Consider the following 17,996-nt stretch of genomic DNA (forward strand, 5'->3'; position numbering starts at 1 on the left):
GGCATGAGCCGACCGGGCTACGGCGGCGGTGACCTCCCCGCGGTCTTTCCCGACTGGTCGCCCTACCAGGATCTGGAATCGGCGGCGCGGGCCTACCTGCGCGACCCGGACGTCGCACTGGAGGCTCTGGGTGGCGTGCTGCGCGGCGCGTCGGTGCTCGGCTTCACCCTGGAACGCTTCGTCAACGAGGTCAACGGTGTGTGGCAGGAGGTCGTCGTCTGCGACGGCAGCCGGCTGATCCTGTGGCACGGCGAGGACGTGCCGCCGGAGGAGGGCCCACCGGGCTCGATGACGTCGTCGTTGCGGGTCGTGCCGGTCTCCACCGTCACCGAGGTCGGCTGCCGGCGGCGGCTCAACCGTTCCGAGAACGGCGAGATCCGGGTCGACAGCATCGACGTCTACCTGCTGCTCACCTCACTGGACGAGGCGCCGCCGAGCGAGGAGATGGTCGGCACACCACGACACGACGCGCTGCGCTTCGGCAAGACCCTCGACGACGGCGGGGCCGGGCAGATCGCCCGGTTGGAGGAATTCGCGCGGCTGGTCGCCTCGGTGGTCGGCCGACCGATGCTCTGAGGCGTACCCCATCCGGACCCGGCCGGGCCACGTGGCCCGGCCGGTGGGTGGCTCAGTCGTCCTCGGCGTCCGGACCGGCGACCTCGACACCGTCGCCGCGCACCACGTGGATGCAGTCGCCCGGGCACTCCTTCGCCGAGTCGATCACCTCGAGTCGCAGGTGCTCGGGCACGTCGACGCGGCTGCCCGGCGTCGTCCGCAGCTCACCGTCGGCACCCTTGACATACGCCAGGCCGTCGATGTCGAACTCGAAAACCTCCGGCGCGTACTGCACGCAGAGCCCATCGCCCGTGCACAGATCCTGGTCCACCCAGACCTGCAGCTGATCGGTCGCGACCTCGGTCACCGGCGCACCCCCCATGTTCTCCCGTCCTACGCTTCGACGGTACCCGAACGCCAGTAACGGCCCGTCAGGCCACCCTTGGCGATCAAGGTTCGGTGACGAGGGTGTTGCGTGGGACCGAATCGGCCTCATAGCGGCTAGTGTTAGGGCAGAACGTTCAAGCCCCCCGGGGAGGTGGGACGTGGCAGCACGCAGCGACGACGCGGACTCGCGCGCCGCACGGTGGGAGAAGGAAGCCCACGATCTCTCCACGCAGGTCGCGTTCCTGCAGGAGGAACTCGCTCTGGTGCGTCGTAAGTTGACCGAAAGCCCCCGACACGTCCGGCAGCTCGAAGAGCGGCTGGCGGCCACCCAGGCACAGTTGGCGCGGCTGACCGAGAACAACGACCGGCTGGTGAGCACCCTCAAGGAGGCTCGCACGCAGATCGTGACGCTCAAGGAAGAGATCGACCGGCTCGCGCAACCGCCGAGTGGTTACGGTGTCTTCCTGGCCAAGCACGACGACGGCTCGGTGGACGTCTTCACCGGCGGTCGCAAACTACGGGTCGCGGTCTCACCCTCGCTCGACGTGGGTGACCTGCGGCGCGGCCAGGAGGTCCTGCTCAACGACGCGCTCAACATCGTCGACGCGTTCGGTTACGAGCGGGTCGGTGAGGTCGTGATGCTCAAGGAGATCCTGGAGGGGCCGAACGGCGGCCCGGGCGACCGGGCGCTGGTGGTCTCCCACTCCGACGAGGAGCGCATCGTGCACCTCGCCGAGACGCTCATCGGCTCGGCGATCCGAGCCGGCGACTCGCTCATGATCGAGCCCCGCTCGGCGTACGCGTACGAGCGGATCCCGAAGAGCGAGGTCGAGGAGCTGGTCCTGGAGGAGGTGCCCGACGTCGACTACGGCGACATCGGTGGCCTCCAGTCGCAGATCGAGCAGATCCGCGACGCGGTGGAGCTGCCGTTCCTGCACGCGGACCTGTTCCGTGAGCACCAGCTCCGCCCGCCCAAGGGCATCCTGCTCTACGGCCCGCCCGGCTGTGGCAAGACGCTCATCGCCAAGGCGGTGGCCAACTCGCTGGCCAAGAAGATCGCCGAACGGCAGGGCAAGGAGAAGCACACCAGCTTCTTCCTCAACATCAAGGGCCCCGAGCTGCTCAACAAGTACGTCGGCGAGACCGAGCGGCACATCCGGCTGATCTTCCAGCGTGCACGGGAGAAGGCCGGCGAGGGCACCCCGGTGATCGTGTTCTTCGACGAGATGGACTCGATCTTCCGGACCCGTGGCTCCGGTGTCTCCTCCGACGTGGAGAACACCATCGTCCCGCAGCTGCTCAGCGAGATCGACGGCGTGGAGGGGCTGGAGAACGTCATCGTCATCGGCGCCTCCAACCGGGAAGACATGATCGACCCGGCGATCCTGCGCCCCGGTCGGCTCGACGTGAAAATCAAGATCGAGCGACCGGACGCCGAGGCGGCCAAGGACATCTTCTCCAAATACATCCTCGCCGGGCTGCCCCTGCACCCGGACGACCTGGCCGAGCACTCGGCCGACCCCCAGGCCACCGTCGCGGCGATGATCGACGCCGTGGTGCTGCGGATGTACTCCGAAACCGAGGAGAACCGCTTCCTCGAGGTCACCTACGCCAACGGTGACAAGGAAGTCCTCTACTTCAAGGACTTCAACTCCGGCGCGATGATCCAGAACATCGTCGACCGGGCCAAGAAGATGGCCATCAAGGAGTTCCTCACCTCCGGACGCAAGGGGCTGCGCCTGCAGCACCTGCTCGACTCCTGCGTCGACGAGTTCCGCGAGAACGAGGACCTCCCCAACACCACCAACCCCGACGACTGGGCCCGCATCTCCGGCAAGAAGGGCGAGCGGATCGTCTACATCCGCACGCTCGTCTCCGGCGGCAAGGGCGCCGAGGCCGGGCGGTCCATCGAGACCGCCAGCAACACCGGCCAGTACCTCTGAGCAACCGGTGACCAGCGGGGGCCCGCCCGGCCCCCCCCCCCCCCCCCCCCACCCCGCCCCCCCCCCCCCCCCGCCCCCCCCCCCCCCCCCCCCCCCCCCCCCCCCCCCCCCCCCCCCCCGCGGCCCACACCGGCCCCCCACACACGCTCGACCGCACCGGATACGCTGTTGCGCCCCCTTCAACCGACCCGCCGAGGATCCGCGTGCCGTCCGAGCTCACCGTCACCGTCCCGCCGGCACGCGCTGCGGTCGACCCGGGCACCCCGCCGCCCGCCCGCACCTACCGTTCGCTGCTCGTCGCACTCGCGGCAGCCTGGCTGATCCCCGCCGCGGCGTACCCCCTGCACCTGACCTGGCTGCTGCCCCCGCTCGTGCTGCTGGCCACGGCCAGCCTGCTGCGCGGTGGCCGGACCCTGCTCGACCGCCTGCTGCTCGGCGCTCTGCTGCTCGTCGGCGCCACCACCGTCGCCGGACTGCTCTTCACGGTCTGGCCGTGGGGGCTGCACCCGGTCGCGGTCAGCGGCACCGCGCTGACGGCGCTGACCCTCATCGCGGCGGCCACCGGCCGACGTCCCACCCTGCCGCGTCCGAGCTGGACCGACGTGCTGCCGGTCATCGCCACCGCCGCCACCGTCGGCTATCTCGCCCAGCCCTGGCTGCGCGCCGGCACCCTCGCCGGGCGTCTCAGCCTGCTCACCCTCGGCGAGGACAACTTCCGCCACGTCGCCCTCGTCGACGCCATCGGCCGGCTCGGCGGGTACGCCTTCCTCGACCCGGCCGGCTCCCGCGACGACATCGTCTCGTTGCTCGCCCGCTATCCGCAGGGCTGGCATCTCACCACGGCGCTCCTCGACACGCACCTGCGCTCGGCCACCGGCACGCCCAGCGGAGTCAGCAGCCTCACCCACTACGGGTGGTGGTGCCTCGCCACCTTCGGCCTGCTCACGCTCACCCTCTTCTGGGCCGCCCAGCGACTGCCCGGCCCCCTGCACCCGTTGCACCGCGGCGTCCTGACCATCGTCGTCGGGGCGCTCGTCCTCGGCAGCCAGATGCCCCGCCTGCTGATGGCCGGCTACCCCAGCGAGGTGCTCGGCCTCGCCCTGGCCGTCGCGCTGGCCGCCCTGGTCGTCCGCCCCCTGGCCGGCAACCGCGAACAACTCGTGCTGCTGGCCGCCCTGCTCATCGGCATCGGCTTCACCTACTACCTCTTCCTCCCACCGGCCGGGCTGCTCGTCCTCGGCTGGCTCATCGCCCACCGCCGCGAGCTGTTCCAGATCCGCCGGACGCTGCTCGCCGTCGGCCTGGTCACCGCGCTGCTCGCCCCGCTGCCCCTGCTGGTCGGCGTCCTCGGCGACAGCCAGACCGAGGCGCTCGACGCCAAGGCCGGCCCCGAACTCGCCGAGGCATGGCGTGCGCTGCTCGGCTTCACCCCGATCGTGCTGATCGCCCTCGTGATCCAGGCCCGCCGCGCCGACCGGGCCTGGCGCCGCCACCTCGCCGCCGTGCTGGTGGCGGTCGGGTTCGCCCTCGCCATCGCCTTGGTCAACGTCCTCACCGGCGTCCAGCCCGCCTACTACTTCATGAAGGGCACCCACCTCGCCACCGGCCTGCTCATCGTCGGCACCGCCGCCCTGGTCCGGCTGCTGCCCGTGCCGTCCGCCGCCGACCGTCGCGACCGGATCCGCGCCGCCGCCCCACCCGTGCTCGCCGCCGCCCTGGCCGTGCTCACCGTCGTGACGCTCTGCGGGCTGACCGGCTGGCGCGGCAGCCTGCTCGTGGTCGACAAGCAGAGCTGGACCCAGCTCTTGGTCCGGCACACCGTCGACAAGCCGTCGAGGGTGGCTCGGGTCTGCGCGGCCGCGTACCGTCGTCACCCCGTCCAGCCGGGCACCGTCACCGTCGTGCTGGATCGCACCGCCTACCGCGGTTACGCCGAATCGATCTGCCTGTCCGCGCTGCAGGCCAGCACGGCGCAGACCGAACAGGCCATTTACCTGCCCGTGTTCGAGGAACCCGCGCGCACCCGCAAGATGCTGCGCGAGACGTCCGGTCCGATCCGGCTGCTGGTCAGCGACCCGGCCGCGCAGCTACGCGTCGACAGTCTGCTCACCAGACACCCCGAACTGCGGTCGCGCGTCACCACCGTGCCGATGATCATCAAGTACTGAGCGCGCCGCCACCGGGACGACACCCGTAACCCGCCCGCACCGGCGTGCCCCCCGTCCCCGAACAGTCGGACTACGCTCGACATGACGGGGGACCGGGTCGGGCGAGCGAAGCGGGTAGGTCGATGAGCGTAAGACGGATCATGGGCACTGAGGTCGAGTACGGCATCTCCGTGCCCGGACAGGCCGGAGCCAACCCGATGGTCACCTCATCACAGGTGGTCAACGCCTACGGGGCACGCCCCGAGCTCAACCGGGGCGGTCGAGCCCGCTGGGACTACGAGGAAGAGTCGCCGCTACGCGACGCCCGCGGTTTCACCTACTCCGGCGCCGCCTACGACCCCGCCGAGGCACTGGCCGACGAGGATCTCGGCCTGGCCAACGTGATACTCACCAACGGTGCACGTCTCTACGTCGACCACGCCCACCCCGAATACTCCACCCCGGAGGTCACCACCCCGCGCGACATCGTGCGGTGGGACAAGGCCGGCGAGCGGGTGATGGCCGAGGCGTCCCGCCGCGCCGCCACCATCCCGGGCAGCCAGCCGATCCACCTCTACAAGAACAACACCGACAACAAGGGCGCCAGCTACGGCGCCCACGAAAACTACCTGATGCGCCGGCAGACCCCGTTCGCCGACATCGTGGCGTACCTGACGCCGTTCTTCGTCACCCGCCAGATCGTCTGCGGCGCCGGCCGGGTCGGCATCGGCCAGGACGGCGGGCAGAGCGGCTTCCAGATCTCGCAGCGCGCCGACTTCTTCGAGGTCGAGGTGGGACTGGAGACCACACTCAAGCGGCCGATCATCAACACCCGCGACGAGCCACACGCCGACGCCGACAAATACCGTCGGCTGCACGTGATCATCGGCGACGCCAACCTCTCCGAAATCTCCACCTACCTCAAGGTCGGCACCACCGCGCTGATCCTCAACATGATCGAGGAGAAGGCGCTCGGCGCCGACCTCGGCATCGCCGACCCGGTCAGCGAGTTGCGCGCGGTCAGCCACGACCCCGGCCTGTCGCACCTCATGCGACTGCGCGACGGTCGTCGGCTCACCGCACTGGACCTGCAATGGGCGTACCTGGAACGGGCCCGGTCCTTTGTCGACGACCGCTACGGCACCGACGCCGACGAGCAGACCGTCGACGTGCTCGACCGCTGGGAAAGCGTTCTGGACCGGCTCGGCCGCGACCCGATGCTCTGCGTCGACGAGCTGGACTGGGTGGCCAAGCTGCGGCTGCTCGAGGGTTACCGCGAGCGGGAGAAGCTCGGCTGGGGCGCGCACAAGCTCCAACTCGTCGACCTACAGTATTCCGACGTCCGGCCGGAGAAGGGCCTCTACCACCGCCTGGTCACCCGGAAGGCGATGAAGACGCTGCTCACCGACGACGAGACGCGCACCGCGATGACCGAGCCGCCGGAGGACACCCGGGCCTACTTCCGGGGCCGCTGCCTGGCCCAGTACGCCTCCGAGGTCGTCGCCGCGAGCTGGGACTCGGTGATCTTCGACGTGGGCCGGGAGTCGCTGGTCCGGGTGCCGATGATGGAGCCGGAGCGCGGCACGCGCGCGCACGTGGGAGCGCTGTTCGACCGTTGCGCCAGCGCCAAGGATCTGCTGGAGACGTTGACCGGCGGCTGAACGCACGTCCTTATGCCCGTCGCGTGCCGTAAGCCGGCGCGCGGCGGGCTTTTCGTCGCCCGCGCGAGGTAAGTTCATCGCAGACGATCGTGGAGGAGGCAGCAGTGGCCACTCATGACAGCGGCGGCCAGTCGCAGTCCGGCAAGTCCCGTCAGGGCGAGGAAATCGAGGACGTCACCACCGAGGCCAACCCTGAGGTGGCCGAGCGGCACGCCGAGATCACCGAGGACGTCGACGACCTCCTCGACGAGATCGACTCCGTCCTCGAAGAAAACGCAGAGGAGTTCGTCAGGGGCTACGTACAAAAAGGGGGGCAATAGGGGCAATACTGGTCAAATCGGACATGCCTCGTCTCTCAGCTGACCGAGACGGCCATCGCCGCTGTCGAGATACCGCTCCGGTCGTGGGGGACACGGCCGATACTGCAAGCCTTGCCACAACGAGAAGGGCAAGGAGGGCAAGATTCGGCTGCACGGCGGCACACGCGAGTACCACCTGCGGCGGCGGTACGGCATTGGGGAGAAGGAGTTTCAGGAGCTCCTGGCCGAGCAGGGCGGGGTCTGCGCGATCTGCGGCGGTGCCGACCCGCAACATCTGGACCACGATCATCGCACCGGATGGGTGCGCGGGATACTCTGCTTCAACTGCAACGGTGGTCTTGGCCAGTTCCGTGACAGTCCCATGAGGCTGGCCAGGGCAATCACGTATCTGAGAGGAACCACGTGGCAGCGGGCTTTGATCCATCCGGGCGTCTACCAGATGTGTTCACCAACGCGGGGACGTCCTCCTTCACGACGTTCCTGAGTCGGGTGGCCCCCGAGATGCTGCCCGGCCGGCGGGCGTTGCCGCCGGGCATGGCAGCGGACCTGGCGCCGCACGCGACCACCATCGTGGCCATCTCGGCCGCCGGTGGCGTCGTGATGGCCGGCGACCGGCGGGCCACCATGGGCAACCTGATCGCCCAGCGCGACATCGAGAAGGTGCACCCGGCCGACGCGTACTCCCTGGTGGGGATCGCCGGCACGGCGGGCATCGGGATCGAGCTGATGCGACTGTTCCAGGTGGAGTTGGAGCACTACGAGAAGATCGAGGGCGCGATGCTCTCGCTCGACGGCAAGGCCAACCGGTTGGCGTCGATGATTCGCGGCAACCTGGGTGCGGCCATGCAGGGTCTGGCCGTGGTGCCGTTGTTCGCCGGGTTCGACCTGGCGGCCGCCGACCCGGCGAAGGCCGGTCGGATCTTCAGTTTCGACGTGACCGGCGGTCCGTACGAGGAGACCGGCTACGACGCCATCGGTTCCGGCTCGCTCTTCGCGAAGTCGGCGCTGAAGAAGCGTTTCCGCAGCGGTGTGTCGGTCGATGACGCCACCCGCCTCGCGGTCGAGGCGCTCTACGACGCGGCGGACGACGACACCGCGACCGGCGGACCGGACCTGACCCGTCGGATCTATCCGGTGGTGATGACCGCTACCGCCGAGGGCACCCGCCGGTTGACCGACGCCGAGACGGCGGCGATCGCCGAGGGCGTGGTCGCCAGTCGGATGGAGAACCCGGGCGGGTGAGCCCCGTCCACCCCCACCAGTCAGCAGTCGTCAGCACCGCGCCGTAAGGAGAACCGCCGCCGTGGCCATGCAGTTCTACGCCTCGCCCGAACAGATCATGCGCGACCGCTCCGAGTTGGCCCGCAAGGGCATCGCTCGGGGTCGCAGCGCGGTGGTCCTCAGCTATTCCGGCGGGGTGCTCTTCGTCGCGGAGAACCTCTCCAGCGCCCTGCACAAGGTCAGCGAGATCTACGACCGGATCGGCTTCGCCGCGGTCGGTCGGTACAACGAGTTCGAGAATCTGCGTCGTGCCGGTGTGCGGATGGCCGACCTGAACGGGCTCAGCTACGACCGGCGTGACGTCACCGGGCGGGCCTTGGCCAACGCGTTCGCGCAGACGCTGGGTGCGATCTTCACCGAGCAGTCGAAGCCGTTCGAGGTGGAGATCTGCGTGGCGGAGGTCGGGGCGAGCGCGGAGGACGACGAGTTGTACCGGCTGACGTACGACGGCTCGGTCAACGACGAGCCGGGGCGGATGGCCATGGGTGGCCAGGCCGAAGCGATCACCGGGGTGTTGAAGTCGCAGCACCGCGCGGACATGTCTCTCGGCGAGGCGGCCCGGGTTGCGGTGCAGGCGTTGAGCACGGTTGGTGGTGAGGGCGGTGCCGCCCGGACGATCGCCGCCAACCAGTTGGAGGTGGCGGTGTTGGACCGCCACCGCGTGGGGCGTACGTTCCGCCGGATCACCGGTGCGGCGCTGACCGCGTTGTTGGACGGCGACGTGTCCGACGGCGAGCAGCCGGCGGAGGCGGGTGGGCCGGACACTCCGGCGCAGCCCACCACGGAGTCGCACAAGCCGACGACGTCGGCGGCGTCCGCCGACCTGGAGGACAAGCCGGCGGACGGCAAGTAGCAGCTGTCGATGCGGCGGGCGGCTGGGTGTCATGGCCGCCCGCCGCGGCATGTTCGGCACCGGGCTGCGGCCGGGACGCTCCGAGCACCGCAGGTCGGAGTGACCTGGGTGCTCGGTGTGTGACCCCGATCAGACCCCGCCGGGCACGCCGCCGGGCGTGGCGGCCTCGAAGGCAGGGGCGTGGGTCGGCGCCGGGGTGGTGGCGCGGGTGCGCAGCAGCACGGCCATGACGGCGGCGACCACGACGGAGCCGATGGCGTAGCCGAGCTCCACTCGCAGCGCGGTGGAGACCGGGGCGAGCGTCGCGACGACGAGTGCGGCCACGCCGATGGCCCAGGCGAGGGCCTGTGCCCGGTGCCGGTTGAGGGCGAGCAGTGCCTGGCCGAGGACCATCGCCCAGAGGTAGGCGAGGGTGGCGACGGCGAGCCAGGCGAAGTCGGCGTGGCCGAGGACGCCGGGCGCGTCGAAGAGGGTCTGCACCAGCCAGGGGCCGAGGAGCACGGCGAGGATGGCACCGCTGAGGCCGAGGGCGCTGACGATGCCCAGGGCGCGGCGGAGCAGGTTGTGGAAGCCGCTGAGGTCGCCGGTGCTGGCCGAGGTGGCGAGGCCGGGTAGCAGCGATGCCTGCAGCGAGGCGAAGACGAACAGGGGGATCCGGACCAGCACCAGCGCGGAGAGCAGCGCGCCGGCGGTTGCCACGTCGGACGGGTCGAGCACCTTCACGTTGATCACGCCGATGTTGACCACGACCTGGGCGAGCAGGCTGGAGGCGGTGAGGAGGCCGAGGCCGCGCAGGAGGGCCGCCCAGGCCACGGGGGCGCCGCCGCCGATGACCCGCAGGACCGGTGGCGCGGTGAGGATGGCGCCGGCGACGGGTGCGATGACCAGCACCGCGCCGTACCAGACGGGGTTGGTGACGCCGTTGAGGCCGAGCACGGCGACGAGTGCGATGCGCAGGCCGCCGTCGATGCCGAGTTGGGTGCCGTACCAGGGGAACAGTTGCAGGCCGGAGAGGACGCCGCGGGTGGTGTGCGCGACGGCGAGCCCGGCGAGCGAGCCGATCAGGACGGCGACCATGGCGTTGTCGCCGGCGAAGAGCCGGTCGGCGAGTGTCTCCCGGGTGGCGATGATCAGGGCGACGACGGCGGCGAGCAGGCCGGCGGCCAGGGCCGCCCCCCGGGCCAGTACCGGCCCGGGGGGAAGGCCCTGGCTGTGCCGGGCGGCGACGAGTCGGGCGATCTCCTGCTCGACCGGCATGAACAGGCCGATGCCGAGGGTGAAGACGATCGACCAGAGTACGGAGAGAGAGTTGTAGTCCGCTCCGCTGAGGCTGTGCCCGGCGACCGCCAGGTGGACGTAGGAGGCGAGCCCCAGCAGGGCCAGCCCGGCGCCAACAGCGACGGTGCCCGGTGGGACCAGACTCAGGAGCCGGCGGATCACCGGCGAATGAGCGCCAACGTGAGGACGGCGAACGCGCGGCCGAGGTAGATCATGGCCTTGGCGGGGGAGTGGCTGGGGGTGCCCGCCATCCGCTTGCGCATGGCCACCGGCACCTGGCGGATGGTGTAGCCGCGGCGGGCGGTGTGGACGAGCGTCTCCACGGTGTCGCCCAGGTATTCCACCGGGTACCAGGCGGCGAACATCTCGATCACCCGACGGTTGGCCGCCCGGAACCCGGAGGTGGTGTCGGTGAGCTTCGTGCGGGCGACGCGGGACAGCACGCCGGAGAGCATGACCATGGCCCAGCGGCGGGGGCCGCGGACGTTGTAGTCACCCTCGCCGGCGAACCGGGCGCCGATCACCAGGTCGGTCTCGTCGAGCAGGTCGACGAGTTTCGGCACGTACCGGGGGTCGTGCTGGCCGTCCGCGTCGATCTGGATGGCGACGTCGTAGTCGTGGTCGCGCGCGTACCGGTAACCGACCCGCATGGCGCCGCCGACGCCGAGGTTGTAGGGCAGTTTCGCGACGAGGGCGCCGGCGGCGGCGGCGACCGCCGCGGTGCGGTCGGTGGAGCCGTCGTCGATGACGATCACGTCGACGCCGGGCAGCTCACCGCGGACCTCGCCCACCACCTCGGCGATCGAGCCGGACTCGTTGAGCGCCGGGATGATGATCAGAACCCGCTTGCCGTTAACCATCGGTGCGCACCAGTTCGTCTCGGGCCGCCCGGTCCGCGTCGATCTCGGTGCGGAGTAGGGCGAAGTCTTCTGCCAACGTGCGGGTCTCTTCTTCCAGGTGGCTGACCTCCCAGCTGAGGTGCACGCACACCAGCAGCAGGAAGACGATGCCGAGGAAGAGCACGAGGCTCACGCCGGAGGCCACGCCGAGCAGCTCGGCGACGTTGTCCAGCAGGCGGGGGAAGAGCGACAGGGGGATGACGATCACCAGGACGCCGAGCCAGAGCATGCCGTACTTCTCGCGGAGCTGCCGGCGGCGCAGCAGCTCGACGATCGTGGCCAGCAATATCAGGCCGGTCAAGCCGGTGACGAGGGTGAGCTTCATGCGACCTTCCACGGAGCGGGCGGAGCGGGGGAGTCGAACGCGTCGACGAGTGTGGCATGCCAGTCGGGGAGCGACGGCAGACCTGCGGCCGCCCAGCGGCTGTGCGCTAGCACACTGTACGCCGGACGAGGAGCAGGAAGAGGATACCGGTCACTGGTGGTGGGTCGGATCCGGTCCGGGTCCAGACCGGCCAGCGTGAACGTGGCGCGGGCCAGCCCGTACTTGGTCGTCTGTCCGGCGCAGGTGCTGTGGTAGACGCCGGGAGCGGCCCGGCCCTCCAGGGCGGCGTCGGCGAGTGCGACGAGCCGCTCGGCGAGCGGGTAGGACCAGGTGGGCTGGCCGTGCTGGTCGTCGACCACGGTGATCTGTTCCCGCTGGGCGGCGAGCCGGAGCATGGTGGCCACGAAGTTCGGCCCGTGCGCGCCGTACAGCCAGGCGGTGCGGACCACGTACCCGTGGTCGGGCAGCAGCCGGGCGACGGCCTGCTCGCCGACCAGCTTGCCTCGGCCGTACGCGTTGATCGGTGCGGTGGGGGCGTCCTCCGGGTAGGGGGTGTTCGCGTCGCCGGAGAAGACGTAGTCGGTGGAAACCTGGATCAGCCGCGCGCCGCTGGCGGCACACGCCGACGCGAGATTCTCCACGCCGTTGCCGTTGACGGCGGTGGCTGCCGCCTCGTTGGCTTCGGCGCCGTCAACGTTGGTCCACGCCGCCGTGTTGATCACGATGTCGTGCTCGGCGACCGCCTCGCGGACGGCGGCGGGATCGGTGATGTCCAGGTCGGCGCGGCCGGCGGCGGTCACCTTGAGGTCGGACCGGGTGTGCAGCACGGTGACCAGGTCCCGGCCGAGCATCCCGCCGGCGCCGGTGACGAGTAGTCGGGTCATGCGGTGGGTGTGGTCTTGAGGGGTTCCCACCAGGTGCGGTTGTTCCGGTACCAGGTGACGGTGTCGGCGAGGCCCTGGTCGAGGGTGATGCTGGGGGTGTAGCCGAGTTCCTGGTGGATTTTGGTGATGTCGAGGGAGTAGCGGCGGTCGTGGCCCTTGCGGTCGGTGACTGGGACGACGCGGTCCCAGTCGGCGTCGCAGGCGTCGAGGAGTCGGCCGGTGAGTTCCTTGTTGGTCAGTTCGGTGCCGCCGCCGATGTTGTAGACCTCGCCGGCGCGGCCCTTCTGTTGGACGAGGGCGATGCCGCGGCAGTGGTCGTGCACGTGTAGCCAGTCGCGGATGTTGCCGCCGTCGCCGTAGAGGGGGACGGTGGCGCCGTCGAGGAGGTTGGTGACGAACAGGGGGATGACTTTTTCGGGGTACTGGTAGGGGCCGTAGTTGTTGGAGCAGCGGGTGACGACGACGTCCATGCCGTGGGTGCGGTGGTAGGACAGGGCGAGCAGGTCGGAGCCGGCCTTGGATGCCGAGTAGGGGGAGTTCGGTGCGAGGGGCCAGGTTTCGGTCCAGGAGCCTTCGTCGATGGAGCCGTAGACCTCGTCGGTGGAGACGTGCACGAAGCGGCTGGTGCGGTGGCGCAGGGCGGCGTCGAGCAGGGTCTGGGTGCCGAGGACGTTGGTGGTGACGAAGGGGGCGGCGCCGGCGATGGAGCGGTCGACGTGTGATTCGGCGGCGAAGTGCACGATGACGTCGTGGTCGGCGACGACCTCGTCGACGATGGTCGGGTCGCAGATGTCGCCCTGGACGAAGCGCAGTCGCGGGTCGTCGCGGACCGGGTCGAGGTTGGCCAGGTTGCCGGAGTAGGTCAGTTTGTCGAGCACGGTCACGACCGCCGGCTCGAGTGGTGGCACGCCGTCGGCACTGCCGAGGGGCTTGCCCAGCAGCAGGCGAACGTACTCCGACCCGATGAATCCGGCTCCGCCGGTGACGAGGATCCTCACGGGTCGGGAAGTGTACGCGAAGTTGGGTGCGGTGCGCGGGGCGCGACCCCCCGGCGCAGCCTGCTTTTGTGCCGCTAGGCTGCCCCGGTGCGTGGAATCCTACTTGCTGGCGGCACCGGTTCCCGGCTCTGGCCGATCACCCGTGCGGTTTCGAAGCAGCTGATGCCGGTCTTCGACAAGCCGATGGTCTACTACCCGCTCTCCACCCTCGTGATGTCCGGGGTGCGGGAGATCCTGGTGATCACGACCCCGGAGGACCAGGACCAGTTCCGTCGGCTGCTCGGCGACGGCAGCCAGTTCGGGTTGCGGCTGGAGTACGTCAGCCAGGAGCGACCGGAGGGCATCGCGCAGGCCTTCATCCTCGGTGCGGACTTCATCGGCGCCGAGTCGGTGGCGCTGATCCTGGGTGACAACATCTTCCACGGCGGTGGCCTGGGCCGGCAGCTCGCCGCCCACGGTGACCCGGTCGGTGGGCGGGTCTTCGCCTACCAGGTGGCCAACCCGCAGGAATACGGTGTGGTCGACTTCGACGACGCCGGTCGGGTGCTCTCGATCGAGGAGAAGCCGGCCCGTCCGAAGTCCCGCTACGCGGTGCCGGGTCTGTACTTCTACGACAACCGGGTGGTGGACATCGCCCGCAAGCTCACCCCGAGCGCCCGCGGCGAGCTGGAGATCACGGCGGTCAACGAGGTGTACCGGGAGACCGGGGAGCTGTCGGTGACGGTGCTGGATCGGGGCACCGCCTGGCTGGACACCGGCACGTTCACCTCGATGATGCAGGCGGCCGAGTTCGTCCGGGTGGTCGAGGAGCGGCAGGGTCTGAAGATCGGCTGTGTCGAGGAGGTGGCCTGGCGGGCCGGCCTCATCGACGACGACCAGCTGCGCGCGCTGGCCACCCCGTTGACCAAGAGCGGTTACGGCGACTACCTGCTCGGTCTGCTCGCCGAGCCGAACGGCAGCCACGGGGGGACCTGGTGAAGATCCGGGAGCTGAGCATCGAGGGCGCCTGGGAGATCACCCCCCAGCAGCACGGCGACCCGCGCGGCATGTTCATGGAGTGGTACCGCTTCGACAAGCTCGCCGACGTGGTGGGGCATCCGCTGCGGCTGGCGCAGGCCAACCTGTCGGTCTCCGCCCGTGGTGTGGTGCGTGGCATCCACTTCGCCGACGTCCCGCCGGGGCAGGCCAAGTACGTCACCTGTGTACGCGGTGCGGTCCTGGACATGATCGTGGACCTGCGGGTGGGCTCGCCGACCTTCGGTCGTTGGGAGGGTGTCCGGCTGGACGACACCGACCGTCGGGCGGTCTACCTCAGCGAGGGGCTGGGGCACGGTTTCTGCGCGCTGACCGACGACGCGACGTTGAGCTACCTCTGCTCGGCCACTTACAACCCGACAGGTGAGCACGCGGTGCACCCTCTGGACGAGGAGTTGGGCATCGAGTGGCCGGCCGACGTTCCGCTGCTGTCCGCCCGCGACGACGCGGCGCCGACGCTCGCCCAGGCCCGCGAGAGCGGCCTGCTCCCGGAGTACGACAACTGCCGGCGGTTCGTGGCGAGCCTCGGGCCGGACGGAATGTCGCACTCAACCGGTATGTGACCGCCCCCGGGGTACGACCTGTGGTGTGACAGTGACGAACGGGGCCTCCGGGCGGCTAATGTCTCACCATGGAGCGGCGAATCTTCGGCCTCGAGACCGAGTACGGCGTCACCTGCACCTATCGCGGGCAGCGGCGGCTGTCCCCGGACGAGGTCGCGCGGTATCTGTTCCGTCGCGTGGTGTCCTGGGGTCGGTCGAGCAACGTCTTCCTGCGTAATGGAGCCCGGCTCTACCTGGACGTCGGGTCGCATCCGGAGTACGCGACACCGGAGTGCGACTCGGTGACCGATCTCGTCGCCCACGACCGGGCCGGCGAGCGGATCCTGGAGGGCCTGCTCGTCGACGCGGAGAAGCGGCTGCACGACGAGGGCATCGCGGGTGAGATCTACCTGTTCAAGAACAACACCGACTCGGCCGGCAACTCGTACGGCTGCCACGAGAACTACCTGGTCTCCCGGCACGGGGAGTTCGGCCGGCTGGCCGACGTCCTCATCCCGTTCCTGGTCACCCGGCAGTTGATCTGTGGGGCTGGCAAGGTCCTGCAAACCCCGCGCGGCGCGGTCTACTGCCTGTCGCAGCGGGCCGAGCACATCTGGGAGGGCGTCTCCTCGGCGACCACCCGCAGCCGCCCGATCATCAACACCCGCGACGAGCCGCACGCCGACGCCGAGCGCTATCGGCGGCTGCACGTCATCGTCGGTGACTCCAACATGAACGAGGTCACCACGCTGCTCAAGGTCGGCACCGCCGACATCGTGCTGCGGATGATCGAGGCCGGGGTGGTGATGCGGGACCTGTCCCTGGAAAACCCGATCCGGGCGATCCGGGAGGTGTCGCACGACATCACCGGTCGGCGCAAGGTGCGGTTGGCCTCCGGCAAGGAGGTCAGTGCCCTGGACATCCAGCAGGAATACCTGTCCAAGGCCACCGAGTTCGTCGAGCGTCGCGGTGGCGACCAGGCCGCCAAGCGGGTCGTCGAGCTGTGGGGGCGGGTGTTGAACGCGGTGGAGAGCGGTGACCTGGAGCCGGTCTCCCGGGAGATCGACTGGGTCAGCAAGCTGCGGCTGATCGAGCGCTACCAGCGCAAGCACGACCTGCCGCTGTCGCACCCCCGGGTCGCGCAGATGGATCTGGCCTACCACGACGTGCGTCGTGGTCGCGGCCTCTACGGTCTGCTGGAGCGGCGCGGCGAGGTCGACCGGGTGGCCACCGACCCGGAGATCTTCGAGGCCAAGGAGACCCCGCCGCAGACCACCCGGGCCCGGCTGCGCGGCGAGTTCATCCGGCACGCCCAGGAGAAGCGGCGGGACTTCACCGTCGACTGGGTGCACCTGAAGCTCAACGACCAGGCGCAGCGCACCGTGCTCTGCAAGGACCCGTTCCGGGCGTACGACGAGCGGGTGGAGCGGTTGATCGCCAGCATGTGACGGGTGTGCCGGCCTCGGCGGTGGTGTGCGCCGACGGGGCCGGCCGGCCCGGTAGGCTGGGCGCGCCATGACGACTTCTGGACCATCCGACCGCTCCGAGCGCGGCACCGAGCGGCAGAACTGGGTCGAGCGCCGGCGGGAGAAGATCCGCGCCGAGATCGACCGTAACCGCCGCGGTGACTACACCGTGCCGACGTGGGTGCTGGCCCTGGCGCTGGTGCTCATCGTCGGCGGCTGGTTAACCCTGATCTTCCTGGCCTAACCCACCCCACCCCCAGCGCGGGGCCGGGGGAACGGGTCAGCTGAGGAGGGTGGTGGCGTGGCGGCCTGCTGCTGCGGCGGCTAGGAAATACGCGTGGTCGGCGTCGAGGCCACGGCCCATCGTGGACAGCGGCACGGAGCTGGCGCGCAGCGCGGCGTCGAGACCGGCGGTGGGCACCCGGACGATCCGGTGCCGGGCGGCGAGGGGGGCCAGCGACGCGTCCACCTCGGCCGCGAGGGCCGGGTCGAGGTCGTCGGGCACCACCAGGTCCGCCGGGGCGAGTGCAACCCTGCCGTACGCGGTGAGGCTGTGGTGCGACACGCCCCGGTGCCGGGGGCGGGGGTCGGCGGCGGAGATACGCAGCGAGCCGACCGGCCGTCCCCCCAGCGTGACGATCGCGTTGACCGCCTCGCCGACGGCGACGCCGGAGAACCCCCACCGGGTGCCGGTGCCCAGGTTGCCGGGCCCCTGGGCCACGATGGCGACGTCGGCGCCGAGCACGTACCGGGCGGCGAGCAGGCCGCCGTGCAGGGTGGTGGCCTCCAGGTCGCCGCCGAAGGCCTGCCCGACGGTGATGGTGCCGGCCAGGTCGGCGCGCAGGCCCGCGAGGGTGCGGGAGAACCAGGCGGGCAGGGCCCCGCCGTCGGTGAGCAGGTACGCCACCCGCGCCTGCGGGGCGTCGGCCCGGATGCCGGCCAGGATCGCCGGCAGCGCCGAGTGCAGGTCGGCGGTGACCACCGGCAGGCCGCCCAGGTCGTCCGCGTCGGCCAGCACCGCGCGGTGCGGGGACGCCTCCTCGTCGACGCCGAGCAGGATCGGCTGCAACGGGGTGTAGCGGGCCTTGACCAGGTGCCCGGCGTCGCGGGTGTCGCCGACGTCCGGCGGGTCCGGGGGTAGTCGGTCCGGCAGGGCCACCACGAGGGCGTACCCGCCGGTGCCCAACCCCATCAGCAGCGCGCCGGCGTTGAGCAGCACCCGGTCGCCGGGCTCGGGCGTGCCGACCAGCTCCGGGTAGGCCAGCGCCCGCATCCGCGTGCCGTCGGGCAGGTCGACGTCGAGCTCCACCGCCCCGGTCCACTGCCGTCGCAGCGTCGCCACCGTCCCCGTACGCCATCGCACCATGACGGGCACGCTAGCCGCGCGGCCCGGACGGTCCGCGCCCGGGTGCGGTGGGGTGT

Annotated in this window: 19 protein-coding genes; 12 read left to right on the top strand and 7 right to left on the bottom strand. The window is 70.4% G+C overall.

The genetic code is table 11. The annotated features are described in order from the left end of the window. Window positions 1–3 precede the first annotated feature (3 nt). Window positions 4–576 carry a hypothetical protein gene (locus tag ACGFIQ_RS34145; protein WP_357074003.1) on the top strand — a complete coding sequence of 191 codons (573 nt, stop codon included), beginning with the start codon at window positions 4–6 and terminating at the stop codon, window positions 574–576. A gap of 52 nt (window positions 577–628) precedes the next feature. Here the strand turns inward: ACGFIQ_RS34145 and ACGFIQ_RS34150 are convergent, their stop codons facing one another. Continuing rightward, window positions 629–922 carry a ferredoxin gene (locus ACGFIQ_RS34150; RefSeq protein ID WP_393250129.1) on the bottom strand — a complete coding sequence of 98 codons (294 nt, stop codon included), beginning with the start codon at window positions 920–922 and terminating at the stop codon, window positions 629–631. Between the two features lie 178 nt (window positions 923–1,100). Here ACGFIQ_RS34150 and arc point away from each other — a divergent pair, with 178 nt between their 5' ends. From arc to prcA, 7 genes are all read left to right on the top strand, one after another. Beyond that, the gene (arc, locus tag ACGFIQ_RS34155; RefSeq protein ID WP_393250131.1) at window positions 1,101–2,885 is read left to right on the top strand and encodes a proteasome ATPase; all 1,785 of its coding nucleotides are present in this window, start codon (window positions 1,101–1,103) and stop codon (window positions 2,883–2,885) included. Window positions 2,886–3,088: 203 nt separating this feature from the next. Next, the gene (locus tag ACGFIQ_RS34160) at window positions 3,089–5,053 is read left to right on the top strand and encodes a hypothetical protein (protein WP_393250133.1); all 1,965 of its coding nucleotides are present in this window, start codon (window positions 3,089–3,091) and stop codon (window positions 5,051–5,053) included. A 122-nt stretch (window positions 5,054–5,175) separates the two neighbouring features. Then, entirely contained in the window at window positions 5,176–6,693 is a 1,518-nt protein-coding gene (gene dop, locus ACGFIQ_RS34165; protein ID WP_393250135.1) for a depupylase/deamidase Dop, read from the top strand. A gap of 104 nt (window positions 6,694–6,797) precedes the next feature. Then, window positions 6,798–7,013, top strand: coding sequence for a ubiquitin-like protein Pup (locus ACGFIQ_RS34170; RefSeq protein WP_030332902.1), 216 nt, complete (start codon window positions 6,798–6,800; stop codon window positions 7,011–7,013). 220 nt (window positions 7,014–7,233) lie between these two features. Further along, a complete protein-coding gene (locus tag ACGFIQ_RS34175) occupies window positions 7,234–7,497 on the top strand; it encodes an endonuclease VII domain-containing protein (RefSeq protein WP_393250219.1) in 264 nt (87 codons plus the stop codon). Beyond that, window positions 7,416–8,255 (top strand): proteasome subunit beta, encoded by an 840-nt coding sequence (gene prcB / locus ACGFIQ_RS34180; RefSeq protein ID WP_393250137.1) that lies wholly within the window; start codon window positions 7,416–7,418, stop codon window positions 8,253–8,255. The genes ACGFIQ_RS34175 and prcB overlap by 82 nt, the downstream gene beginning before the upstream one ends. Before the next feature lie 61 nt (window positions 8,256–8,316). Then, complete coding sequence (gene prcA / locus ACGFIQ_RS34185; protein WP_393250139.1) at window positions 8,317–9,147, top strand: proteasome subunit alpha; 831 nt, start codon at window positions 8,317–8,319, stop codon at window positions 9,145–9,147. Between the two features lie 129 nt (window positions 9,148–9,276). Here prcA and ACGFIQ_RS34190 read toward each other — a convergent pair whose 3' ends face one another. Genes ACGFIQ_RS34190 through rfbB form a run of 5 tightly spaced genes read right to left on the bottom strand, consistent with a single transcriptional unit; the run spans window position 9,277 to window position 13,531 of the window. Next, on the bottom strand, window positions 9,277–10,587 hold the full coding sequence (locus tag ACGFIQ_RS34190; RefSeq protein WP_393250141.1) for a lipopolysaccharide biosynthesis protein: 1,311 nt from the start codon (window positions 10,585–10,587) through the stop codon (window positions 9,277–9,279). After that, on the bottom strand, window positions 10,584–11,285 hold the full coding sequence (locus tag ACGFIQ_RS34195) for a glycosyltransferase family 2 protein (protein WP_393250143.1): 702 nt from the start codon (window positions 11,283–11,285) through the stop codon (window positions 10,584–10,586). The genes ACGFIQ_RS34190 and ACGFIQ_RS34195 overlap by 4 nt, the downstream gene beginning before the upstream one ends. Beyond that, window positions 11,278–11,649 (bottom strand): DUF2304 domain-containing protein, encoded by a 372-nt coding sequence (locus tag ACGFIQ_RS34200; RefSeq protein ID WP_110567401.1) that lies wholly within the window; start codon window positions 11,647–11,649, stop codon window positions 11,278–11,280. The genes ACGFIQ_RS34195 and ACGFIQ_RS34200 overlap by 8 nt, the downstream gene beginning before the upstream one ends. Further along, window positions 11,646–12,533 carry a dTDP-4-dehydrorhamnose reductase gene (gene rfbD, locus ACGFIQ_RS34205; RefSeq protein WP_393250145.1) on the bottom strand — a complete coding sequence of 296 codons (888 nt, stop codon included), beginning with the start codon at window positions 12,531–12,533 and terminating at the stop codon, window positions 11,646–11,648. The genes ACGFIQ_RS34200 and rfbD overlap by 4 nt, the downstream gene beginning before the upstream one ends. Then, window positions 12,530–13,531 (bottom strand): dTDP-glucose 4,6-dehydratase, encoded by a 1,002-nt coding sequence (gene rfbB / locus ACGFIQ_RS34210; protein ID WP_393238511.1) that lies wholly within the window; start codon window positions 13,529–13,531, stop codon window positions 12,530–12,532. The genes rfbD and rfbB overlap by 4 nt, the downstream gene beginning before the upstream one ends. Before the next feature lie 87 nt (window positions 13,532–13,618). Between rfbB and rfbA the strand changes: the two genes are divergently transcribed. From rfbA to ACGFIQ_RS34230, 4 genes are all read left to right on the top strand, one after another. Next, window positions 13,619–14,509, top strand: a complete 891-nt coding sequence (gene rfbA, locus ACGFIQ_RS34215; RefSeq protein ID WP_393250147.1) for a glucose-1-phosphate thymidylyltransferase RfbA — start codon at window positions 13,619–13,621, stop codon at window positions 14,507–14,509. Continuing rightward, window positions 14,506–15,129, top strand: a complete 624-nt coding sequence (rfbC, locus tag ACGFIQ_RS34220) for a dTDP-4-dehydrorhamnose 3,5-epimerase (RefSeq protein WP_393250149.1) — start codon at window positions 14,506–14,508, stop codon at window positions 15,127–15,129. The genes rfbA and rfbC overlap by 4 nt, the downstream gene beginning before the upstream one ends. Before the next feature lie 68 nt (window positions 15,130–15,197). Continuing rightward, a complete protein-coding gene (gene pafA, locus ACGFIQ_RS34225) occupies window positions 15,198–16,556 on the top strand; it encodes a Pup--protein ligase (protein WP_007459930.1) in 1,359 nt (452 codons plus the stop codon). A gap of 67 nt (window positions 16,557–16,623) precedes the next feature. Then, window positions 16,624–16,818: a hypothetical protein gene (locus tag ACGFIQ_RS34230; RefSeq protein WP_393250151.1), complete on the top strand. Its 195-nt coding sequence runs from the start codon at window positions 16,624–16,626 to the stop codon at window positions 16,816–16,818. A 36-nt stretch (window positions 16,819–16,854) separates the two neighbouring features. Here the strand turns inward: ACGFIQ_RS34230 and ACGFIQ_RS34235 are convergent, their stop codons facing one another. After that, window positions 16,855–17,940 carry a DUF3866 family protein gene (locus ACGFIQ_RS34235; protein ID WP_393250153.1) on the bottom strand — a complete coding sequence of 362 codons (1,086 nt, stop codon included), beginning with the start codon at window positions 17,938–17,940 and terminating at the stop codon, window positions 16,855–16,857. Window positions 17,941–17,996 lie beyond the last annotated feature (56 nt).

Origin of the sequence: Micromonospora sp. NPDC048898 (assembly GCF_043198035.1) — a bacterium.
GTDB lineage: Bacteria > Actinomycetota > Actinomycetes > Mycobacteriales > Micromonosporaceae > Micromonospora.

Bases quoted from the DNA above. Each gene is read 5' to 3' on its own strand.
- pafA (WP_007459930.1), top strand. From the start codon at position 15,198: ATGGAGCGGCGAATCTTCGGCCTCGAGACCGAGTACGGCGTCACCTGC.
- ACGFIQ_RS34195 (WP_393250143.1), bottom strand. From the start codon at position 11,285: ATGGTTAACGGCAAGCGGGTTCTGATCATCATCCCGGCGCTCAACGAG.
- ACGFIQ_RS34200 (WP_110567401.1), bottom strand. From the start codon at position 11,649: ATGAAGCTCACCCTCGTCACCGGCTTGACCGGCCTGATATTGCTGGCC.
- ACGFIQ_RS34230 (WP_393250151.1), top strand. From the start codon at position 16,624: ATGACGACTTCTGGACCATCCGACCGCTCCGAGCGCGGCACCGAGCGG.
- ACGFIQ_RS34145 (WP_357074003.1), top strand. From the start codon at position 4: ATGAGCCGACCGGGCTACGGCGGCGGTGACCTCCCCGCGGTCTTTCCC.
- dop (WP_393250135.1), top strand. From the start codon at position 5,176: ATGAGCGTAAGACGGATCATGGGCACTGAGGTCGAGTACGGCATCTCC.
- rfbD (WP_393250145.1), bottom strand. From the start codon at position 12,533: ATGACCCGACTACTCGTCACCGGCGCCGGCGGGATGCTCGGCCGGGAC.
- ACGFIQ_RS34235 (WP_393250153.1), bottom strand. From the start codon at position 17,940: ATGGTGCGATGGCGTACGGGGACGGTGGCGACGCTGCGACGGCAGTGG.